Here is a 16,243-nt window from a genome sequence, read left to right on the forward strand (position 1 = left end):
TACGCTTTCTCAAGGCTGTCTGTTCGCTGGCGCACATAGCGTCGCGCGCAAGCCTTTCCCGGCGCGGTTCTCCATGATGATTTCCCCGCCCAGGCGCCGCGCAATGGTTTGCACGATGGTCAGGCCCAGGCCGACGCCCTGATCATTGCCGCGGCTGTAAAAGCGTTCGAACAGGCGCTCCCGCTCGGCTTCGTCGATGCCAGGCCCCTCGTCGGCAACGCTGAGCCGGAAAGCGCCATCGCCGAAGCCCAGGGTCACACTCACCTGACCCCCTGCAGGCGAGAAATTGACGGCATTGGTCAACAGGTTTTGCAGCGCGATGTCGATGGCAGCGAAATCGGTCGTCACCTCACGGGACGGCTCAGCGCATTCGAACACCAGCTCCAGCCCTCGGCTCAATACCCACGGCGTCATCTGCACCAGGCTGTCGCGCACGGCAGCGACCACGTCAGCGCTGCGCGTCGGCACGGGCCCCGCGCCGGGCTCCAGTCGTGCGATGGTCAGCAGCTGATTGACCAGGCGTGTCGTCCGATCAACGCCCACGATCAGGTAGCTCAGGGACTCATTGCGCTGCGCGTCGTCGCGCGCTTCGAGGACGTTCTGTGCATGCACCCGCAGCACCGCCAGCGGCGTGCGCATTTCATGGGCGGCGTCGGCGATGAAGCGTCGTTCACGGCTCAGCACCTCCTGAATCTGTCCGAGCAATCGGTTCAGGGCCGCTTGCATGGGTTCCAGCTCGCTGGGCAGGGGCGCCAGTTGCAAGGGTTCGAGAGAGCCCGGATGACGACCGCGCAGGGTGGCGGCCAGATCGGCCAGCGGCTTGAGGCCCCAGCCAATGGCCAGCCAGATCGCGCCCATCAGCAGCAGGCTGCCGATCAGATTGGGGATCACCGTGTGGCGGACGATGCGGTTGACCAGGTCCGAGCGCACGTCGTCGCGCTCGCCAACCCAGATCACCAGGTCATGCTGCTCATCCCTGAGCACGAAGGTGCGCCATTCATGTTTGCCCAGATCATTGATGTCGCTGAAGCCGGTGTATTGAGGCGCATGGGTCAGGGTCGGTGCGCTGGGGGTGTGCACCAGCAACCGGCCTTGAAGGTCCCAGACCTGAAAGGCGATTTTGCTCTCGTAGGGGTGGCCGTCGACTCGCGGTTCGGCCTGAGCCAGGGCCTGATTGAACGCCTGGTACAACTGCGCATGCTCCTGCCGCGCCAGGGGCATGCGCATCACGCCCTGCAGCAACCGGGCGTTGGTGGCGAGCTGGGCATCGTAGACTTCGGCGATTTCGTGGTTGCTGTCATGGAGGTTGACCAGGGTCAGGATCAGCAGGCCGATCAGCACCAGTCCAAGGATCAGGGTCAGCGTGCGGCGGCGGATCGACGTCACGGGCGATCCTCCACCAGGTAGCCGACGCCGCGTACGGTGCGGATCAGCTCGCTGGAAAACTTCTTGCGCAGGTGATGGATGTGCACTTCGAGGGTGTTGCTCTCTGCTTCTTCGTTCCAGCCGTACAGCAACTGCATCAAGCGTTCGCGGGTCATCACCCGGCCCGGTGGCGAGAGCAGTTCGTACAACAGCTGGTATTCCTTGGGGGTGAGGGCGACGGGATCATCCTTGTAACTGACTTGCTGGGTGGTCGGGTCCAGGCGGATGCCCGCGTGCTCGATCGTGACCCGCGCGCGCCCGGCACTGCGCCGCAACAGCGCCCGCAGGCGAGCCTTGAGTTCGGACAGGTCGAAGGGCTTTATCAGGTAATCGTCGGCCCCCGCGTCGAGGCCGGCAATGCGGTCTTCGGTGGCGTCCCGTGCCGTCAGGATCAGCACCGGCAAAGCCGAGCCACTTTCACGCAGGCGCCGCAGCACCGCCAGGCCGTCCAGCCTGGGCAATCCGAGATCGAGAATGGCCAGATCGAAGACCTCGCTCAACAAGGCATGGAGGGCGCTGGCGCCATCTTTCGCCCAGTCCACCGTGTAGCCTTCGCGACTCAACGCCTGATGAATGCCCTCGCCGAGGGCGACATCGTCTTCAACCAGCAGCAAACGCATGAATGCTCCGTCATTTCAGTTTCTTGTTTACGTCCACCAGCAATAGCTGGATATCTTTACGGCGTCCACTGTCCGCCACTTCGCGACCGGGCCGGGGCGCGGCGAGCAAGGCTTTTTCCAGCGCGTCCTTCGCCTGGGCATAGTGACCCTGGCGGTAGAGATGATCGCCCCAGAAGTACAGCGGATCGATGCCGTCGGGATTGAGCTTGAGCGCCTGCTCCAGGAGTGCTTGGGCCTTATCCGGGTCGCCGAACCCGATGGGCCACCCGGGCACTCGATCGTACAGCGCAGCCAGGCTGGCGTAGGCGGAGCCTTGCAAGGCATTGGGGTCCAGCGTCATGGCTTTCTCGAGGTCGGCTTTGGCCGTTTTGACTTTGCTCAGGGCACCCAGTCCGCCCTGGGCACCGGCCCAACTGCTGGTGACAATGCCCGACCATATCCAGGCCTCGGCGACGGCGGGACGCTGCTGGGTGAAAGCGGCGGACGTGGCGGCCAACTGTTCAAATGCCGCGACGCGCTGGTCTTCCGGCAACTGGTATTGAATCCGTGCCCACGCCTGCTGAATCCCGGTCAGGCGTTGCTTGTCCGGTGCATCCAGTGCCCATACCGGTAGGGCGAGGGTGGCGAGCAGTACGACGAGTAGACGTTTCATGGCTTGGTGCTCTTTTCGTGAGTGGCGCTGCTGAAGCGGCGAATGAGGGGCAGGTGTTTGCGCAGCCCGCGGTCCACCACGGCAGGCAGCAGACTGTTGAGGCGTACGAAGAACTGTTCAGGCCAGCCCATGTAAAGCTCGCGCTGATTGCCGACAATGGCGCGAACAACCGCGGCGGCGACTGTCTGCGGATCGTCCTCGGCGGTTTTCAGGGCGGAGTTGAGGGCGCGCGCTGCGGGACTGTTCATCGTTGTGCGGGTAGCGCGGGGCGCGACGTACAGCACGCCCACCCGCGTATCCGCCAGCTCACGGCGCAGCGCTTCGGAAAACCCCCGCAGCGCAAACTTGCTCGCGCAATACGTGGCGTAACCGGCATAGCCGATCGAGCCATAGGTTGAGCCGACGTTCACCACCATGGCGCGGCTGGCCTGGCGCAGCAGCGGCAACAGCAGGCTGGTGAGCTGAATCGGCGCGTTCAGGTTGATGTCGAGCATCGAATCGATCTCGTGCCCGGGCAACTGCTCCAGCATGGCGAAATGATTGACGCCGGCGGCGTTGATCAGCAGGTTGACCCCGCTCATCGCTTGCGCCGTCATCAGCACGTGCTGACGACCTTCGGCGGTGGTCAGATCGGCCTTCACCCAGTGCAACAGATGCGGGTACTGCTGTTGCAACGGCAACAGCGGCTCCTGATGGCGGCAAACGGCGAGCACTTCGGCGCCATGGCTGCACAGCGCCTGAGCAATGGCCATGCCGATGCCGCCACTGGCGCCGGTCAGCACCACGCGCGCTTCAGACAGCCGCATGGTCGCGCTCCTTCAACGGCTCGGCATGGGCGAGGGGTAAATGACGAAACATGTCGGTGTACAGGCCGTAGACCACTTTCGAGGCCTTGATCACGGCCGCCTGATCCTCCGGATCCTCAAGGCGGTCCATCAGCGTGCGATAGGTCTCCATGTGGCCGATATCGAGGCTGCCATGGGAACTCAGGTAGCTGAATGCAGTGGCCGGCAGTGCCAGGCGCTGCTGAATGCTGCCGGCGGCATGGGTCGCCAGGGCGATGCTGGTGCCTTCCAGCACGTTGACCATGCCGAACAGTCCCACCGGGTTGCCCCGGGCGATGAGGTCGTAGAGGTAGGCGACCATGAGCTCAATGGGCAGACCGGGCGTACCCTCGCGCACGGCATCGGCATCGCCACCGCAGGCGCGCAGGTCGTTGAGGATCCACTGCTCGTGGCCGTATTCGTCCTCGATGTACTCGCACACCGCGCCCCGCAGCCATTCCAGCCGGGAAGGCAGCCGCGCGCCACAGGCCATCATCAATGGCACGGTATGCCGCACGTGGTAGTAGGCCTGGGTCAGGAAAGCGCGATAGCTCTCCAGCGAGACTTCACCGTGCAGCGCCTGATGAATGACGGGCAGGTTGAACAGGGTCTCGCGCTCGGTGCGGGTGGCGTCTTGCAGCGTTTGGAAAAAACTCATGATTGAAGATCCTTTGCTCGCGTGGGCTCGGTGAAAAGATGTCGGTAGTTCGCCAGAATGGCGTCGCGTCGGGGTCGGCCGTTGGCGGTGACCATGCCATTGGCGGCGGTGAAGGGCTGATCGAGACGGGTCCAGCTGTGGACGCGTGCGTAGTCCGGCAGTGCCTGGTTGGCCTGCTCGACAGCCTGTTTGATCTGCAGGTCGGTGGTGTCGGGGCGCAGCGGCCACACCAACGCATGATTGCGTGACAGGGCTTCGCCGTAGACAAACGCCTGGGCGATCCGACCGCGTTGGGTCAGCTCCGCCTCGACCCACTCAGGGTTGACGTTGCGACCGTAGCTGGTCACGAACTGATGCTTCTTGCGGCCGTGAAGGTAGAGGTAACCGTTGGCGTCAAACTCACCAAGATCACCGCTCGGCCACCACTCCGGTGTGGGTTCTGCCTCGCCGAGGTAGCCCAGCATCCGCGACCCGCGAATCAGGACCTCACCGTCTTCGGCCAGGCGTATCTGCACATGGGGCAGGGGTCTGCCAACGCTGCCGGGATGGTGGGCGTCCGGGCGGTTGAGGGCCACGACCGACGCGCACTCCGACAGGCCGTAGCCTTCGTACACTGGAATGCCAAGGGCTTCGGCGCGCAGCAACAGTTCGTGGGTGACTTTGGCGCCGCCCACCGCGATGAAACGCAGCGCTGCCGGGTTGAACGCGCGCATTTCGCAAGCGCTGACCAGCAGCAACAACAGCTGCGGGACGAGGATCATGCTGTGGGGCTGGCGCACCGCCAAAGTAGACAGCAGACGCGGCAATTCCACGCCGCTGGCCCCTTGAATGCCCAGGGTTCGCTGGCTTGGCAGGCTCAGCATCGCCCCGGCGTAGAGCGCGGCATAGCAGCCCACGTTTTCCAGCAGAATGGCCAGAGGCAAGAGTGAAAGGTGGTGGGCGGGCTGGCGAGACTCGCTGGCGCGCTGCACCTCCATGGCCACCGTCAGCACGCTGGTGGCGTCCAGGCAGACGCCTTTGGGGGTGCCGGTCGTGCCAGAGGTAAACGTGAGCTTTGCCGTGCCCTCGGGCAGGGGCGACGGCTGACGGTTCGTGCGCAGCCAGAACCCCTCCTCATGACGGAATGCCGAGGAGGCGAGTTCACTGGCGTACTCGTCGTCAGCAATGACCACGTCAGCCTGGCTCTGCTCCAGGCAATGACGGCGCTGGGCTGCGCTGAAGAACGGCGGCAGCGTCACACAGGCCAGTCCTGCGAACAGAATCGCCAAGTCCCAGATCAACAGGTCCGGGCCATTCTCCAGGGCGAGGGCCACGACCCTTGCGTCCAGGTCCTTGAGCCTCTCCTGGCGCAGATTGATTTCGGCGTTCAGCTCGGCATAACTCAGTTTCAGGTCGTCGCCCCACAGCGCACACGCATCGGGCTGCCCGAGCGCCAGATCAGCGATGCGCTGGCGGAAGCCGGTCAGTTCAGGCGACATGGCAGCAGTCCTCCAGGGCCAGGGGCAATCCGAAGCGTTCAAACACGCCGCTGCTGCTCAAGTGCAGGAACCCGGAGCGAATGTCGCCGACGTGCACGCTGGGTTGAGAGTCGTAGTAATTGCCCCAGGCGTGCCGGTCTTCACCCAAGCGCAGAGGGTCGGCGAGGCACAGCGTGAGGGGGCGCAGGCCGAGGCGATTGAAGCTGTTCACCAGTCCGGCGTTGCCGGTGAACGCCACCCATTCCAGGCCGCTCATGGCGAGCAGCCAGGTCACGGCGATGATGCTAAGCCGCGCGCTGCCCAGGTTGCTGGCGGCGAGGTTGCCCACTTCGACGATGCCCTGACGGTCCACCGGCCGGCCGGCACGGGCTTCGATCATCTGCTCGACAGGCTGATCCAGATAGTTCTCCAGGAACAGTGCGCCGGAGGTGGCGACACGCACGCCGGCCACGGCGCAGACCGTGCCGGTGTTGTCGTGGAGTCCGAACAACTCCGGCATGAAGCTACGGATCTCGGCGTTGTGCGCCTGGCGGAAGCGCTGCTGGATGAACGTCTCGTAGGCGTCGCGCAGTGGCTCCTGAGGCAGCGCACGATTGAGCGAGAGGGCCGGTGATTGCGCAGTGCCGAATCCCATAGGCAGGAAATCCAGAGGCAGCGCAGCGGACGGCATTGAGTTCGGTGGTAATCGGTTATTCCAGTCCAGACCCTGCATGGATGTGGCTCCTCCCCAGTGGTGATGGGGTGGAGTATCGGGGTCGATTCTTAACGAAGTCTGAAGGTGAGAAATTTGCCTCGCCCGGTTTTCCTGGCGATCTGCGCGATGTCTTCAGACTGCCTTAAGACAGCGGCCCCAAGGTGCGAGGCAATTCAGCAACATCCTCCCACTCAGCGAGCGCTCTCTATGATTTCAACCCCACACCGGTACGCCAGATTGTCGATGTCCCTGCACTGGCTGATGCTGGCGCTGTTCGTCGGCGTTTACGCATGTATCGAGCTGAAGGGCTTCGCGCCCCGGGGCAGCACGCTGCGTTCGCTGTTGCTAGGCATGCACGGCATGTTCGGCCTGTCGATATTTGCACTGGTCTGGCTGCGTCTGCTCGGCAGACTGATGTACAAGGCGCCGCCCATCACGCCGGCCCCTCGTACCTGGCAGCTCGGGATGGGCCACCTCGTTCATGGGCTGCTCTACGCGCTGATGATCGCGACACCGGCGCTGGCCTGGCTGATGCTGTCGGCGGGGGGCAAGCCGATGCCGTACTTCGGCTTCTTCCTCCCGTCACCCCTGGCCATCGACCCTGATCTGGCCAGACAAATCAAAGGCTGGCACGAATGGGCCGGCAATCTGGGCTATTGGTTGATCGGGGTACACGCGGTGGCGGGGCTCTTTCATCATTATGTTGTCCGCGACAACACCCTGGGCCGCATGCTGCCGTGGTCGGCTGAAAAGCGTTAAGCGGTCACCGCTTTTATCACTCCACCGCGACCCAGTGATCCGCCGCCACCGCCGAAAACCGCTGCACCGGCGCGACAAAATCCGCTGCCTTGATCGGGTCAGGCCGTTCCAGCTCTTTGAGCAGGCTCTTGAAATCCCGGCGCCGGCCCACTTCGGGCACCGGCACTGCGGCGAGCAGGCGGCGGGTATAGGGATGCTGCGGATTGTGCAGCACTTGATCGCGGGCGCCGATTTCGACGATACGGCCGCCGTACATCACCGCCACGCGGTGGCAGATGCGTTCGACCACGGCCATGTCGTGGGAGATGAACAGGTAGCTCAGCCCATGCTCGGCGCGCAGCCGTTCCAGCAGCGCCAGCACTTGCGCCTGAACCGACACGTCCAGCGCCGACACCGATTCATCCGCGATGATGACTTTGGGGTTCAGCGCCAGTGCCCGGGCGATGCAGATGCGCTGGCGTTGGCCACCGGAAAACTGATGGGGATAGCGTTGAAGGGCGTCCCGTGGCAGATCGACCTGCTGCAGCAATTGCGCCACACGCTCGCGCCGCCGGGGTTCGGGCATCTTGTCGTGAATCAGCAGCGGCTCGCCCACCAGATCGAAGACGGTCTTGCGCGGATTGAGCGCAGCGTACGGGTCCTGAAACACCATCTGCACGTCGCGGCGCACCCGCTGCAATGCGTCACCCTGCAAACCGTTGAGTTCCTGCCCCAGCAGTTTCACGCTGCCCTGATAGCTGAGCATGTTCATCAAGGCCTTGCCGGTGGTGGACTTGCCGCAGCCGCTTTCGCCCACCAGCCCCAGGGTTTCCCCCTGACGCAGCTCGAAACTCACGCCCTCGACGGCATGCACCGTGCGCGGCGCTTCGAACCAGCCGTGGCGCAAGGGGAAGCGCACGCTGAGGTCCTGAACCGCGAGCACTACCGGCTGTTCCGTCATGACATCAGGCGGCGGCGCACTGCCCAGCACCGGCACGGCGGCCAGCAATTTACGCGTGTAGGGCGCTTGCGCGTCGGTGAAAACCTGATGCAGGGAGCCGTGCTCTTCCATGCGGCCCTGATTCATCACCACCACTTCATCGGCCATCTCGGCGACCACGCCCATGTCGTGGGTAATGAGTAGAAGGCTGGTCGCGAACTGCTGCTGCAACTCGCGCATCAGCTCAAGAATCTGCGCCTGAATGGTCACATCCAGTGCGGTAGTCGGCTCGTCGGCGATAAGGATTTCCGGTTGGCAGAGCATCGCCATGGCGATCATCACCCGCTGGCGCATGCCGCCGGATAACTCATGGGGGTACTGGGTCAGGCGCTTGTCGACCTGGGGCATGCGCACGGCGTCAAGCATGGCCCGGCAGCGCTGGTGAATCTCACTGCGACTCAACGCCTCATGCCGGCGCAGGGTTTCCGCCAGTTGCTGGCCGACGGTCAGCAGCGGGTTCAACGACGTCATCGGCTCCTGAAAAATCATGCCGATGCGCTTGCCACGCAGGCTTTGCAGGTCCCGTTCCGGCAGGCTCAGCAGGTCGCGGTTGTCGAACAGGATCGCGCCACCGGGAACGCTGGCCGCCTTGGGCAGCAGGCCCATGATCGCCAGGGACGACAGCGATTTGCCACTGCCCGATTCACCGGCGATACACAGAGTGCGGCGCGGGTACAGGGCGAAACTCAACTCATCGACCACCCGACGCCGTGACGCGCCGCCGCCGACGTCGATGCTCAGCCGCTCCACCGACAGACTCGGCTGATCGTCTGGCTTCACTGGAACACCACTTTCGGAAAGTAGAACGACACCACCCAGTTCGGCAGGTCGACGATTTCGCTGATGCGCAGATCGCCGCACACCGAGCACAGCATGTACGCCTGTTCCGCCGGCATGCGGTGCTCGCGGCACAACCAGTCGATGGTGTTGGCCACGGCCTGGCGGGCGGCCTGCATCAGGTCCGGGCCGATGCCGGTGAAGGCTTCGTAGCCGGCGCTGTCCAGGTGGCTGGTCACCGGTCCCGGCGTGCTGAAACGCGGCGTGGCCAAGGGCGTTTGCTTGATCAGGTCGAGCGTGACCACCACGTCCATGGCGCTCTCGATGGCGGTGCCGCAGACCTCGCCATCGCCTTGGGCCGCGTGGGTATCACCGATGGAAAACAACGCGCCGGCGACTTCCACCGGGAGGTACAAGATGCTCCCTGCCGCCAGGTCGCGGATGTCCAGATTGCCGCCGACCCGACGCGGTGGCACGATGGAATGCAGCCCGGCTTCGGCCGGCGCCACGCCCACGGTCCCGGCGAACGGCTTGAGCGGCACCTTGGCGAAATCACCGAAGGCGGCGGGGGCGAGGGTCTGCGTGTCGTAGTGCCAGAGCGCCAACGCCGGCGCCTGAAACTGATCGGCAAGGAGGCCGAAGCCGGGGATGTTGGCGGTCCAGCCGAAGCCACCGGGCTTGAAGCTGTCCAGGGTGATTTTCAGGATGTCGCCAGGCTCGGCACCCTCGACGTAGATCGGACCGGTGACCGGGTTGATCTGGTCGAAGGGCATGACGCTGACGTCCGCGGCCTGGGACTGCGCGGTGAAATAGCCGTTGGACGAATCCCGGCAGTTCATTTGCAAGGTGGTGCCGGGCGCGACGCGCTCGACCGGGGTAAAGCTGTGGTCCCAGCCAAAGTGGCTGTTGACGCTGTGAATGGTCTTGACCAGGCAGTTCTGGCACATGGGTGCGGTCCTCGTGGCTAAGGGGTCAGGCGCAATGGCCTGTTCCAGCGGGATTACTGGGGACAGGCCAAGGGAAATCACTTCACCCAGATGGAGTCATAGTTGACCGGCACGTGGACCGGATCGACGTACAGCGCGTCGTCGCCGCCCATGCGCTTGGAGCGCACGGTGAAGCGTTGCTCGTTGAAGATCGGCACCCAAGGCGCGTCGGCCATGGCGTCGGTGAAGATCTTCTTCCACGCCTCGGTGCGTTCGGCCTGTTGTTCCGGACGGGCCATGGCATCGGCTTTGGCGGCGCGTTCATCCAGCGCCTTGTTGCAGTACAACGACCAGTTCCAGCCGCCTTCGACCGCGCCGGTGCAACCGAGAATCGGGCCGTAGAAGTTCGACGGATCCGGGAAGTCGGCGATCCAGGCCATGCCGCCTGACCACACCATCGGCGCCTGATCCTTGGAGCTGCCGGCGGCAATCACGTTGGCCTGGGCCAGGGACTTGATCTGCACGCGGATGCCGACCTTGGCCAGGTCTTGCTGGATCGACTGGGCGATGCGCGGTTGCGGGTCGGTGTTCATCACGTACAGCTCGGTGTCGAAACCTTTGGCCAGACCGGCGTCGGCCAGCAGTTTTTTCGCGCCTTCGACGTCGTAGGGCAGGCCCTTGTATTGGGTGTCGTAACCGGGCATCGCCGGCGGCAACGGTTGGTTCGCCGCCACCGCACGACCATTGATGATGCGCACGATGCGTTCCTTGCTGATGGCCATATTGACGGCCTGGCGCACCTTGAGGTTATCGAACGGCGGCAGTGTCGTTTTCAGCGTCACGTAGCCGGTCTGCAACTGGTTGCCGGTGACCAGCAACTGCCTGGACGCCGGGTCGTTCTTGAACTGCAGGAATTGCGCGGGCGGCACGCCGTCGCCGGCAATGTCCACTTCGCCCTTGTTCAGGCGCAGCAGCGCGACCGTCGGATCCTGGCCGATCTCGAAGGTGATCTTGTCGACATAGGGCAGGCCCTTCTGGAAGTAATTAGGGTTCTTCACCAGTTCCAGTTTCTGCCCCAGTTTCCACTCGGCCAGGCTGAACGCGCCGCTGCCCACCGGGTGCTTGCCGAAGTCGGCGCCCCATTGCTCGACCGCTTCTTTGGGCACCACCGAGGCGAAGTTGATCGCCATGATGTGCAGGAAGGTGGCGTTCGGTGCGCTCAGCGTGATGGTCAGGTGCTGGTCGTCGACCACCTTGATGCCGCTGAGGGTCGTGCTTTTGCCGCCGGTCACGTCGTCGTAACCGACAATGGAGCTGAAGAAACCGGCGCCCGGGCTCTGGGTTTTCGGGTTGACGGTGCGCTCCAGGGAGTACTTCACGTCATTGGCGACCAGATCACGGCCGTTCTGGAATTTCACGCCCTTGACCAGGGTGAAGCTGTACACCAGCCCGTCCGGGGAAATGCTGTAGTCCTCGGCCAGGCTTTTCACCAGTTCGGTGGTGCCGGGCTTGTAGTCCATCAGGCGGCCGAACAGGCTTTTGATCATCGACCAGTTCTGCCAGTCGTAGCCGATGGCCGGGTCCAGGGTCGCCACATCGTTCTGGTAGGTGACCACCACATCGCCGCCGCTTTTCGGCGTGTCGGCCCACAGTGGCGTGGTAAACAGCGTGGCCGCCACGGCCAGGGTCAGCGCGTTGATCTTCATTGTTGTGCCCCGTTGTGTTGATGGATTCAGTGCTGCTTGATGTCGATGCGCGGGTCCACCAGCGGGATCACCAGATCCGCCAGCAGGTTGCCCAGCACGATGGCCACCGCCGACAGCGTGGTGACGCCGACGATGACCGGAATGTCGACTTGCTGGATCGACTGCCAGGCGAGCTGACCGATGCCCGGCCAGCCGAACACCGACTCGACCACCACCAGCCCGCCCATGAACACGCCGATGTCGATGCCAATCATCGGGATCACCGGCACGATCGCGTTGGGCAGCACGTGCACGAACACGATCCGCGCCCGGCTCAGGCCCTTGGCCCGTGCGGTGCGGATGAAGTCCTGATGCAGCACTTCGATCATCGAAGAGCGGACCATGCGTGAATACCAGCCACTGCCGAGCAGCCCGAGTGTCAGCGCCGGCAACATCAAATGGCTGGCGCCGCCATAGCCCCCCAGCGGGAACCAGCCCAGTTGCACGGCGAAGAAGTACAGAAACAGCATGGCGGCGATGAACTGCGGGGCCGACACACCAACAAAGGAAAACGCCATGAGCAGCTTGTCGGCGAAGCTGTCGCGCTTGAGCGCCGCGAGCATGCCCAGGCTGATGCCGATCAACAGCTCGAAACCGATCCCGGCTGCCATGAGTTCCAGAGACGGGCGCAGTCGCGCGCCGATCAGTTCGCTGACAGCGGTGCGCTGGATGTACGAGCGGCCAAGGTCGCCGTGGAGCAGGTTGCCGAGATAACTCAGGTATTGCTGATAGAAGGGCAGGTCCAGGCCCAGTTGCGCCCGAATCGCCGCGACGACCTCAGGGGTCGCGCTGCGCCCGGCGATCTGTCGCGCAGGGTCGGCGGGCAGCAGGAACAGCAGCAGGTAGGTGATGAAGGTCACGCCCAGCAGAATCAGCAGCGCGTAGCCGACCCGGCGGCAGATAAACGGCAGCATCAGCGACGCCCCTTGAGTGTGGGGTCGAGTTCGTCGCGCAGGGCGTCGCCGACCAGGTTGAACGCCAGGGACAGCAGGATGATCGCGGCGCCGGGAATGAACACCAGCCACGGGGCCGAGGTGAAGTACGTCTGGCTCTCGAAAATGATGTTGCCCCAGCTCGGCGTCGGTGGCTGCACGCCCACGCCCAGATACGACAAGGTGGCTTCCAGCAAAACGGTGGTGGAAATCCCCAGCGTCGCCCACACCAGAATGGTTGGCAGCAGATGGGGCAACAGGTGCGAGAACAGAATGCGCAGGGAACTGGCGCCGAGGGTGCGCTCCACGGCAACGAAGTCCCGCGCACTGAGCGCCACGGTTTCGGCGTAGATGACCCGGGCGATCTGCACCCAGTTGACCATCGCGATGACCATGGCCACGATCCACACGCTGGGCTGGAAAATCGCCGACAGGGCAATCGCCAGCAGCAGCGCAGGGAAGGCCATCATCAAGTCGGTCAGGCGCATCAACACGCTGCCGAGCCAGCCGCGCACGAACCCTGCGGTCAGGCCCACCAGTGTGCCGATCAGCACCGCCAGCCCGTTGGCCAGCACGCCGATGAACAGCGAGGTGCGCGCCCCGAAGATCAACCGCGACAGCAGGTCACGGCCGAGCAGGTCGGTGCCCATCCAGTACGGCGTGGCCGGGGCCATCGGTGCGCCTTCCATCGTCAGCCCCTCGACGAATTGCTCGTCCGGGTCGAAGGGGCTTAGCCACGGGGCCAGCGCCGCGAGCAGCACCACGGTGACGATAAACAACAGCGAAACCGCCACGGCCGGCCGACGCAGCAGGGCTTTGAGGGTGTTCATGCGCGGTCCTCGTCCCGCGCCGCGAGCAGTTCCACACACAGTGCTTCGATCGGCCGGTTGAGCTGCATCGACAGACTGCGCAAGCGCTCGTACGCCGTCGCCTCGTTGATGCGCTGGGTCACCATCAAGCGCGCCAGGGCCTGGGCCATGAGCGGACGCAGCGCCAGGCGCTGTTGCAGCTCGTTGAGTTGTTCGGCATCGGCGCGCTGACGGTCGCGCAATCCCACCGCCATCATCAACGTGGTGTAGACCGAGCCCTGGCTGATGGGCTTGTTCAGCAACGCCGTCGCGCCGAGCTGCAGTGCCCGCTGGATCTGCGACAGGGTTTCGTGAGCCGTCAGCGCGACGATGGGAATGCTGGCCGCGTTCAGGGCCTGAACGGCGAGTGGGCTGGCGAAATGTTCGATCTCAAGGATCGCCGCGAAACAGCCCCGGGTGTCACAGGGCGCGTCGTGCTCGAGCACCTGCGAGTGAATCCCCAGGCGTTGCAGGCTTTTGCCCAGATTGCCCTGACTGCGTTCATCGCAGTCGATCAGCAGCAAGTGGCCCTGGTCGAAAGCAGGAAAGGCGCGTGTGTTCATTTGACGATCCTCAAGCGCGGCGCCGGGATGGCGTGTCGGTCGACCACGTCGGCGTGTACATCCGTAACAGTGAGATAGGGGTCGGCGGCGATCGCATGAGGCGCCGACTGCACCACATGAAAGCGCCCATCGCGCAGTTCAGCGATATGACTGGCCAGCGCGCTGTGATGATTGCGCGCCGACAGGCTGACGGTGCCCAGCACGCTGGCGACCGGGTGCCCGTAAAGGTGCTCGCAAATCGCTTTGGGCGATGCATCTTCGCTGGCGTGCAAGGCGTCGGCGAACACCCTCAGCGCCGTGTAGGCGCTGGTGTAGTAATGCGAACAGGTGCGCGGACCATGACGCTGCTGCCCCTCGCAAAACGCCGGATTCAGGGTTTCGAAAAACGGCCCGCACGACAGCAGGCGCAGCGCCCGCATCGGGCCGACCGCCTTGAGTTCCGCTTCGGTCAGGTTGCAGCTGAGCACCGGCAGGCGCAGGCCATGGTGCTCGGATGCCTGGTCCAGTTGCTGCAGAAAAGCGTAGGACGACTCACCCACCAGATTGTTCAGCACGAACGCCGGCGGGTCCTGAATCAGCCCGTCGATCAGCGTGTCGAAGCCGGTCGAGCCCAAGTGCCAGTACTTTTCCCCGAGCACGTCGGCCCCGTTGGCTTCCAGCACTTCCCGGGCAATGCGGTTGCTTTCCCAGCCCCAGACGTAGTTCGAGCCCAGCAAAAATGCCCGCCGTCCAAACTGGCTCAAGGCGTAGCGCAGCAGCGGCAGCAGCGTCTGGTTAGGGCATCCGCCGAGGTACAAGACGTTTTCGCTGCTTTCGTAACCTTCGTAGGGGCTCGAATACCAGAGCAGCGCGCCGTGCTGGTCTAGGTCCGGGATGATTTCCTTGCGGCTCGCCGACAGCGTGGTGCCGAAAATGTGCCGGACCCCCGCACTCAGCAACTGCGCGATGCCGCGGCGGTAGCCCGCCGGGTCGCCTTGGGGGTCGATGCAGATCGCCTCCAGTCGCACGCTGGGGCGGGCGTCGGCGTTGACTTCGGCAAGCGCGTCCTGCAACCCGAGCAAGGCACTGCGGCCCATGCGCCGGTAGGTGCCTTCGGTCGAGAGCAGAAAGCCAACGTGAACGGTGGGGCGCAGGTCGGGAGTCAAAAGGTTCGGCATGAACAGCATCCATAAAAAAAGCCCGATCAACCCGGTGGGGGTCGATCAGGCTTCGATACCTGGCGCATTCGAGGCGCGTATGTGGACGAGACTTAAGGACCGGGGTCCGGCTTGCCGTTTGCGTTGAGCATGAAATAAGCGTGCCAAGTGAAAATCCACCGGGTTGACGGCCTTCGCTGGCGTTGGTCTGCACGGCATGGCTCCGCAGTGGGGCGCTCGGTCATGAAGCGCTTCAAAGCAGGGCGCAGGGTTATAGCCCAACTCAGCGTCCAGGCCCTCGTCGACCGTGAGTTCACTGCGCCAAGGCGGCGGCTGCAATCATCTGGTAAGCGCGCTCGGCCGCGGGTGAGAGAATTCTGTCTCTGCGCCTGATCAGCCCGATGGTGCGATTGACCACTGGCCTTGTCAGCGCAACGGTGCATAACTCGGTATGGGCAAGGTGCGCAGGGATCGCCAGTTGCGGAACTGCGGCGACCCCCAGCCCGGCAGCAACCATGTCCACCACCGTGCGCACATGCCTGGCTTCACAGAGCGGCTCCGGAAGTTCCGGTACGCCCGCCAGCGCGAGGTCAAGCAGGAGCCGATTTCCGCTGGCTTTGGTGACGGCAATGTAATCGTGGCGATTGAGGTCCGCCCAGGTGACGGATGCCCGGGTGGCGAGGGGATGGTCGCGGCGGCAGATCATCACGAATCGTTCTTTGAAGATCGGCGTGAATTGCAGGTTGGCCTCCTGCGCGCCGATGTAGTTCACACCGAAATCGGCTTCATTGCGCACCACAGTAGACAGCACGTCACTCGCGCCGTCGTCCAGCACTCGAACCAGAATGCGCGGATACAGCTGCTGAAATGCCTTCAACGTGCCCAGCAGGCAATGGTTCAGCGCTGTGGGCACGCAGGCGATGGTCACCTCGCCGCGCATCCTGCCGCTGCCCTCGCTTATCCCCAGCATTGACTCCTCGAACGTGTGCACCACCAGCCGCGCCTTGCGCGAGAACTCGCGTCCGGTTGCGGTCAGTTCAACGCGTCGGGTGGTCCGTTCCAGCAAACGGACGCCCAGGTTGGCCTCCAGTTTTGAAATGCGCCGGGATAACGCTGGCTGGGAGAGGTGCAGTTCTTTCGCAGCGGCACTGAAGCTGCCCAGTTCGGCAACCGCCACCAGCGCACGTAAATCGCCCATCTCGACATTCATGTTGGCCATGCATAAGT

The 16,243-nt window shown here is 64.0% G+C and carries 16 protein-coding genes; 1 reads left to right on the forward strand and 15 read right to left on the reverse strand.

Annotation, left to right across the window (positions count from 1 at the left end; genetic code table 11):
* Positions 1-9 precede the first annotated feature (9 nt).
* The 7 genes from SLW75_RS08270 to SLW75_RS08300 are packed head-to-tail and all read right to left on the reverse strand — an operon-like array spanning position 10 to position 6,369.
* Positions 10-1,386 carry an ATP-binding protein gene (locus SLW75_RS08270; RefSeq protein WP_065988853.1) on the reverse strand — a complete coding sequence of 459 codons (1,377 nt, stop codon included), beginning with the start codon at positions 1,384-1,386 and terminating at the stop codon, positions 10-12.
* A complete protein-coding gene (locus tag SLW75_RS08275; RefSeq protein ID WP_410934135.1) occupies positions 1,383-2,045 on the reverse strand; it encodes a response regulator in 663 nt (220 codons plus the stop codon). The genes SLW75_RS08270 and SLW75_RS08275 overlap by 4 nt, the downstream gene beginning before the upstream one ends.
* Positions 2,046-2,055: 10 nt before the next feature.
* Positions 2,056-2,697 (reverse strand): tetratricopeptide repeat protein, encoded by a 642-nt coding sequence (locus SLW75_RS08280; protein WP_410934136.1) that lies wholly within the window; start codon positions 2,695-2,697, stop codon positions 2,056-2,058.
* The gene (locus tag SLW75_RS08285; RefSeq protein WP_369319613.1) at positions 2,694-3,503 is read right to left on the reverse strand and encodes an SDR family oxidoreductase; all 810 of its coding nucleotides are present in this window, start codon (positions 3,501-3,503) and stop codon (positions 2,694-2,696) included. The genes SLW75_RS08280 and SLW75_RS08285 overlap by 4 nt, the downstream gene beginning before the upstream one ends.
* Entirely contained in the window at positions 3,490-4,179 is a 690-nt protein-coding gene (locus tag SLW75_RS08290) for a TenA family transcriptional regulator (RefSeq protein WP_410934137.1), read from the reverse strand. Before SLW75_RS08290 ends, SLW75_RS08285 begins: the two co-directional genes overlap by 14 nt.
* Positions 4,176-5,657: an AMP-binding protein gene (locus tag SLW75_RS08295; protein WP_410934138.1), complete on the reverse strand. Its 1,482-nt coding sequence runs from the start codon at positions 5,655-5,657 to the stop codon at positions 4,176-4,178. The genes SLW75_RS08290 and SLW75_RS08295 overlap by 4 nt, the downstream gene beginning before the upstream one ends.
* Positions 5,647-6,369, reverse strand: a complete 723-nt coding sequence (locus SLW75_RS08300) for a thermostable hemolysin (RefSeq protein WP_410934139.1) — start codon at positions 6,367-6,369, stop codon at positions 5,647-5,649. The genes SLW75_RS08295 and SLW75_RS08300 overlap by 11 nt, the downstream gene beginning before the upstream one ends.
* Positions 6,370-6,558: 189 nt before the next feature.
* Between SLW75_RS08300 and SLW75_RS08305 the strand changes: the two genes are divergently transcribed.
* Positions 6,559-7,110, forward strand: a complete 552-nt coding sequence (locus SLW75_RS08305) for a cytochrome b (RefSeq protein WP_410934140.1) — start codon at positions 6,559-6,561, stop codon at positions 7,108-7,110.
* 16 nt (positions 7,111-7,126) lie between these two features.
* Here SLW75_RS08305 and SLW75_RS08310 read toward each other — a convergent pair whose 3' ends face one another.
* The 8 genes from SLW75_RS08310 to SLW75_RS08345 form a co-directional block, all read right to left on the reverse strand.
* Positions 7,127-8,869 carry an ABC transporter ATP-binding protein gene (locus tag SLW75_RS08310; RefSeq protein ID WP_410934141.1) on the reverse strand — a complete coding sequence of 581 codons (1,743 nt, stop codon included), beginning with the start codon at positions 8,867-8,869 and terminating at the stop codon, positions 7,127-7,129.
* A complete protein-coding gene (locus SLW75_RS08315) occupies positions 8,866-9,813 on the reverse strand; it encodes an acetamidase/formamidase family protein (protein ID WP_410934142.1) in 948 nt (315 codons plus the stop codon). The genes SLW75_RS08310 and SLW75_RS08315 overlap by 4 nt, the downstream gene beginning before the upstream one ends.
* Before the next feature lie 77 nt (positions 9,814-9,890).
* Positions 9,891-11,498 (reverse strand): ABC transporter substrate-binding protein, encoded by a 1,608-nt coding sequence (locus SLW75_RS08320; RefSeq protein WP_410934143.1) that lies wholly within the window; start codon positions 11,496-11,498, stop codon positions 9,891-9,893.
* A 26-nt stretch (positions 11,499-11,524) separates the two neighbouring features.
* Positions 11,525-12,451, reverse strand: coding sequence for an ABC transporter permease (locus tag SLW75_RS08325; RefSeq protein ID WP_065988863.1), 927 nt, complete (start codon positions 12,449-12,451; stop codon positions 11,525-11,527).
* Entirely contained in the window at positions 12,451-13,299 is an 849-nt protein-coding gene (locus SLW75_RS08330; RefSeq protein ID WP_265385353.1) for an ABC transporter permease, read from the reverse strand. Before SLW75_RS08330 ends, SLW75_RS08325 begins: the two co-directional genes overlap by 1 nt.
* The gene (locus SLW75_RS08335; protein ID WP_065988865.1) at positions 13,296-13,880 is read right to left on the reverse strand and encodes an ANTAR domain-containing response regulator; all 585 of its coding nucleotides are present in this window, start codon (positions 13,878-13,880) and stop codon (positions 13,296-13,298) included. The genes SLW75_RS08330 and SLW75_RS08335 overlap by 4 nt, the downstream gene beginning before the upstream one ends.
* Positions 13,877-15,037, reverse strand: coding sequence for a transporter substrate-binding protein (locus SLW75_RS08340; protein ID WP_410934144.1), 1,161 nt, complete (start codon positions 15,035-15,037; stop codon positions 13,877-13,879). The genes SLW75_RS08335 and SLW75_RS08340 overlap by 4 nt, the downstream gene beginning before the upstream one ends.
* Before the next feature lie 292 nt (positions 15,038-15,329).
* On the reverse strand, positions 15,330-16,226 hold the full coding sequence (locus SLW75_RS08345) for a LysR family transcriptional regulator (protein WP_192130515.1): 897 nt from the start codon (positions 16,224-16,226) through the stop codon (positions 15,330-15,332).
* Positions 16,227-16,243 lie beyond the last annotated feature (17 nt).

It is taken from the genome of Pseudomonas sp. W5-01, assembly GCF_046540435.1.
Lineage (GTDB): Bacteria > Pseudomonadota > Gammaproteobacteria > Pseudomonadales > Pseudomonadaceae > Aquipseudomonas > Aquipseudomonas graminis_B.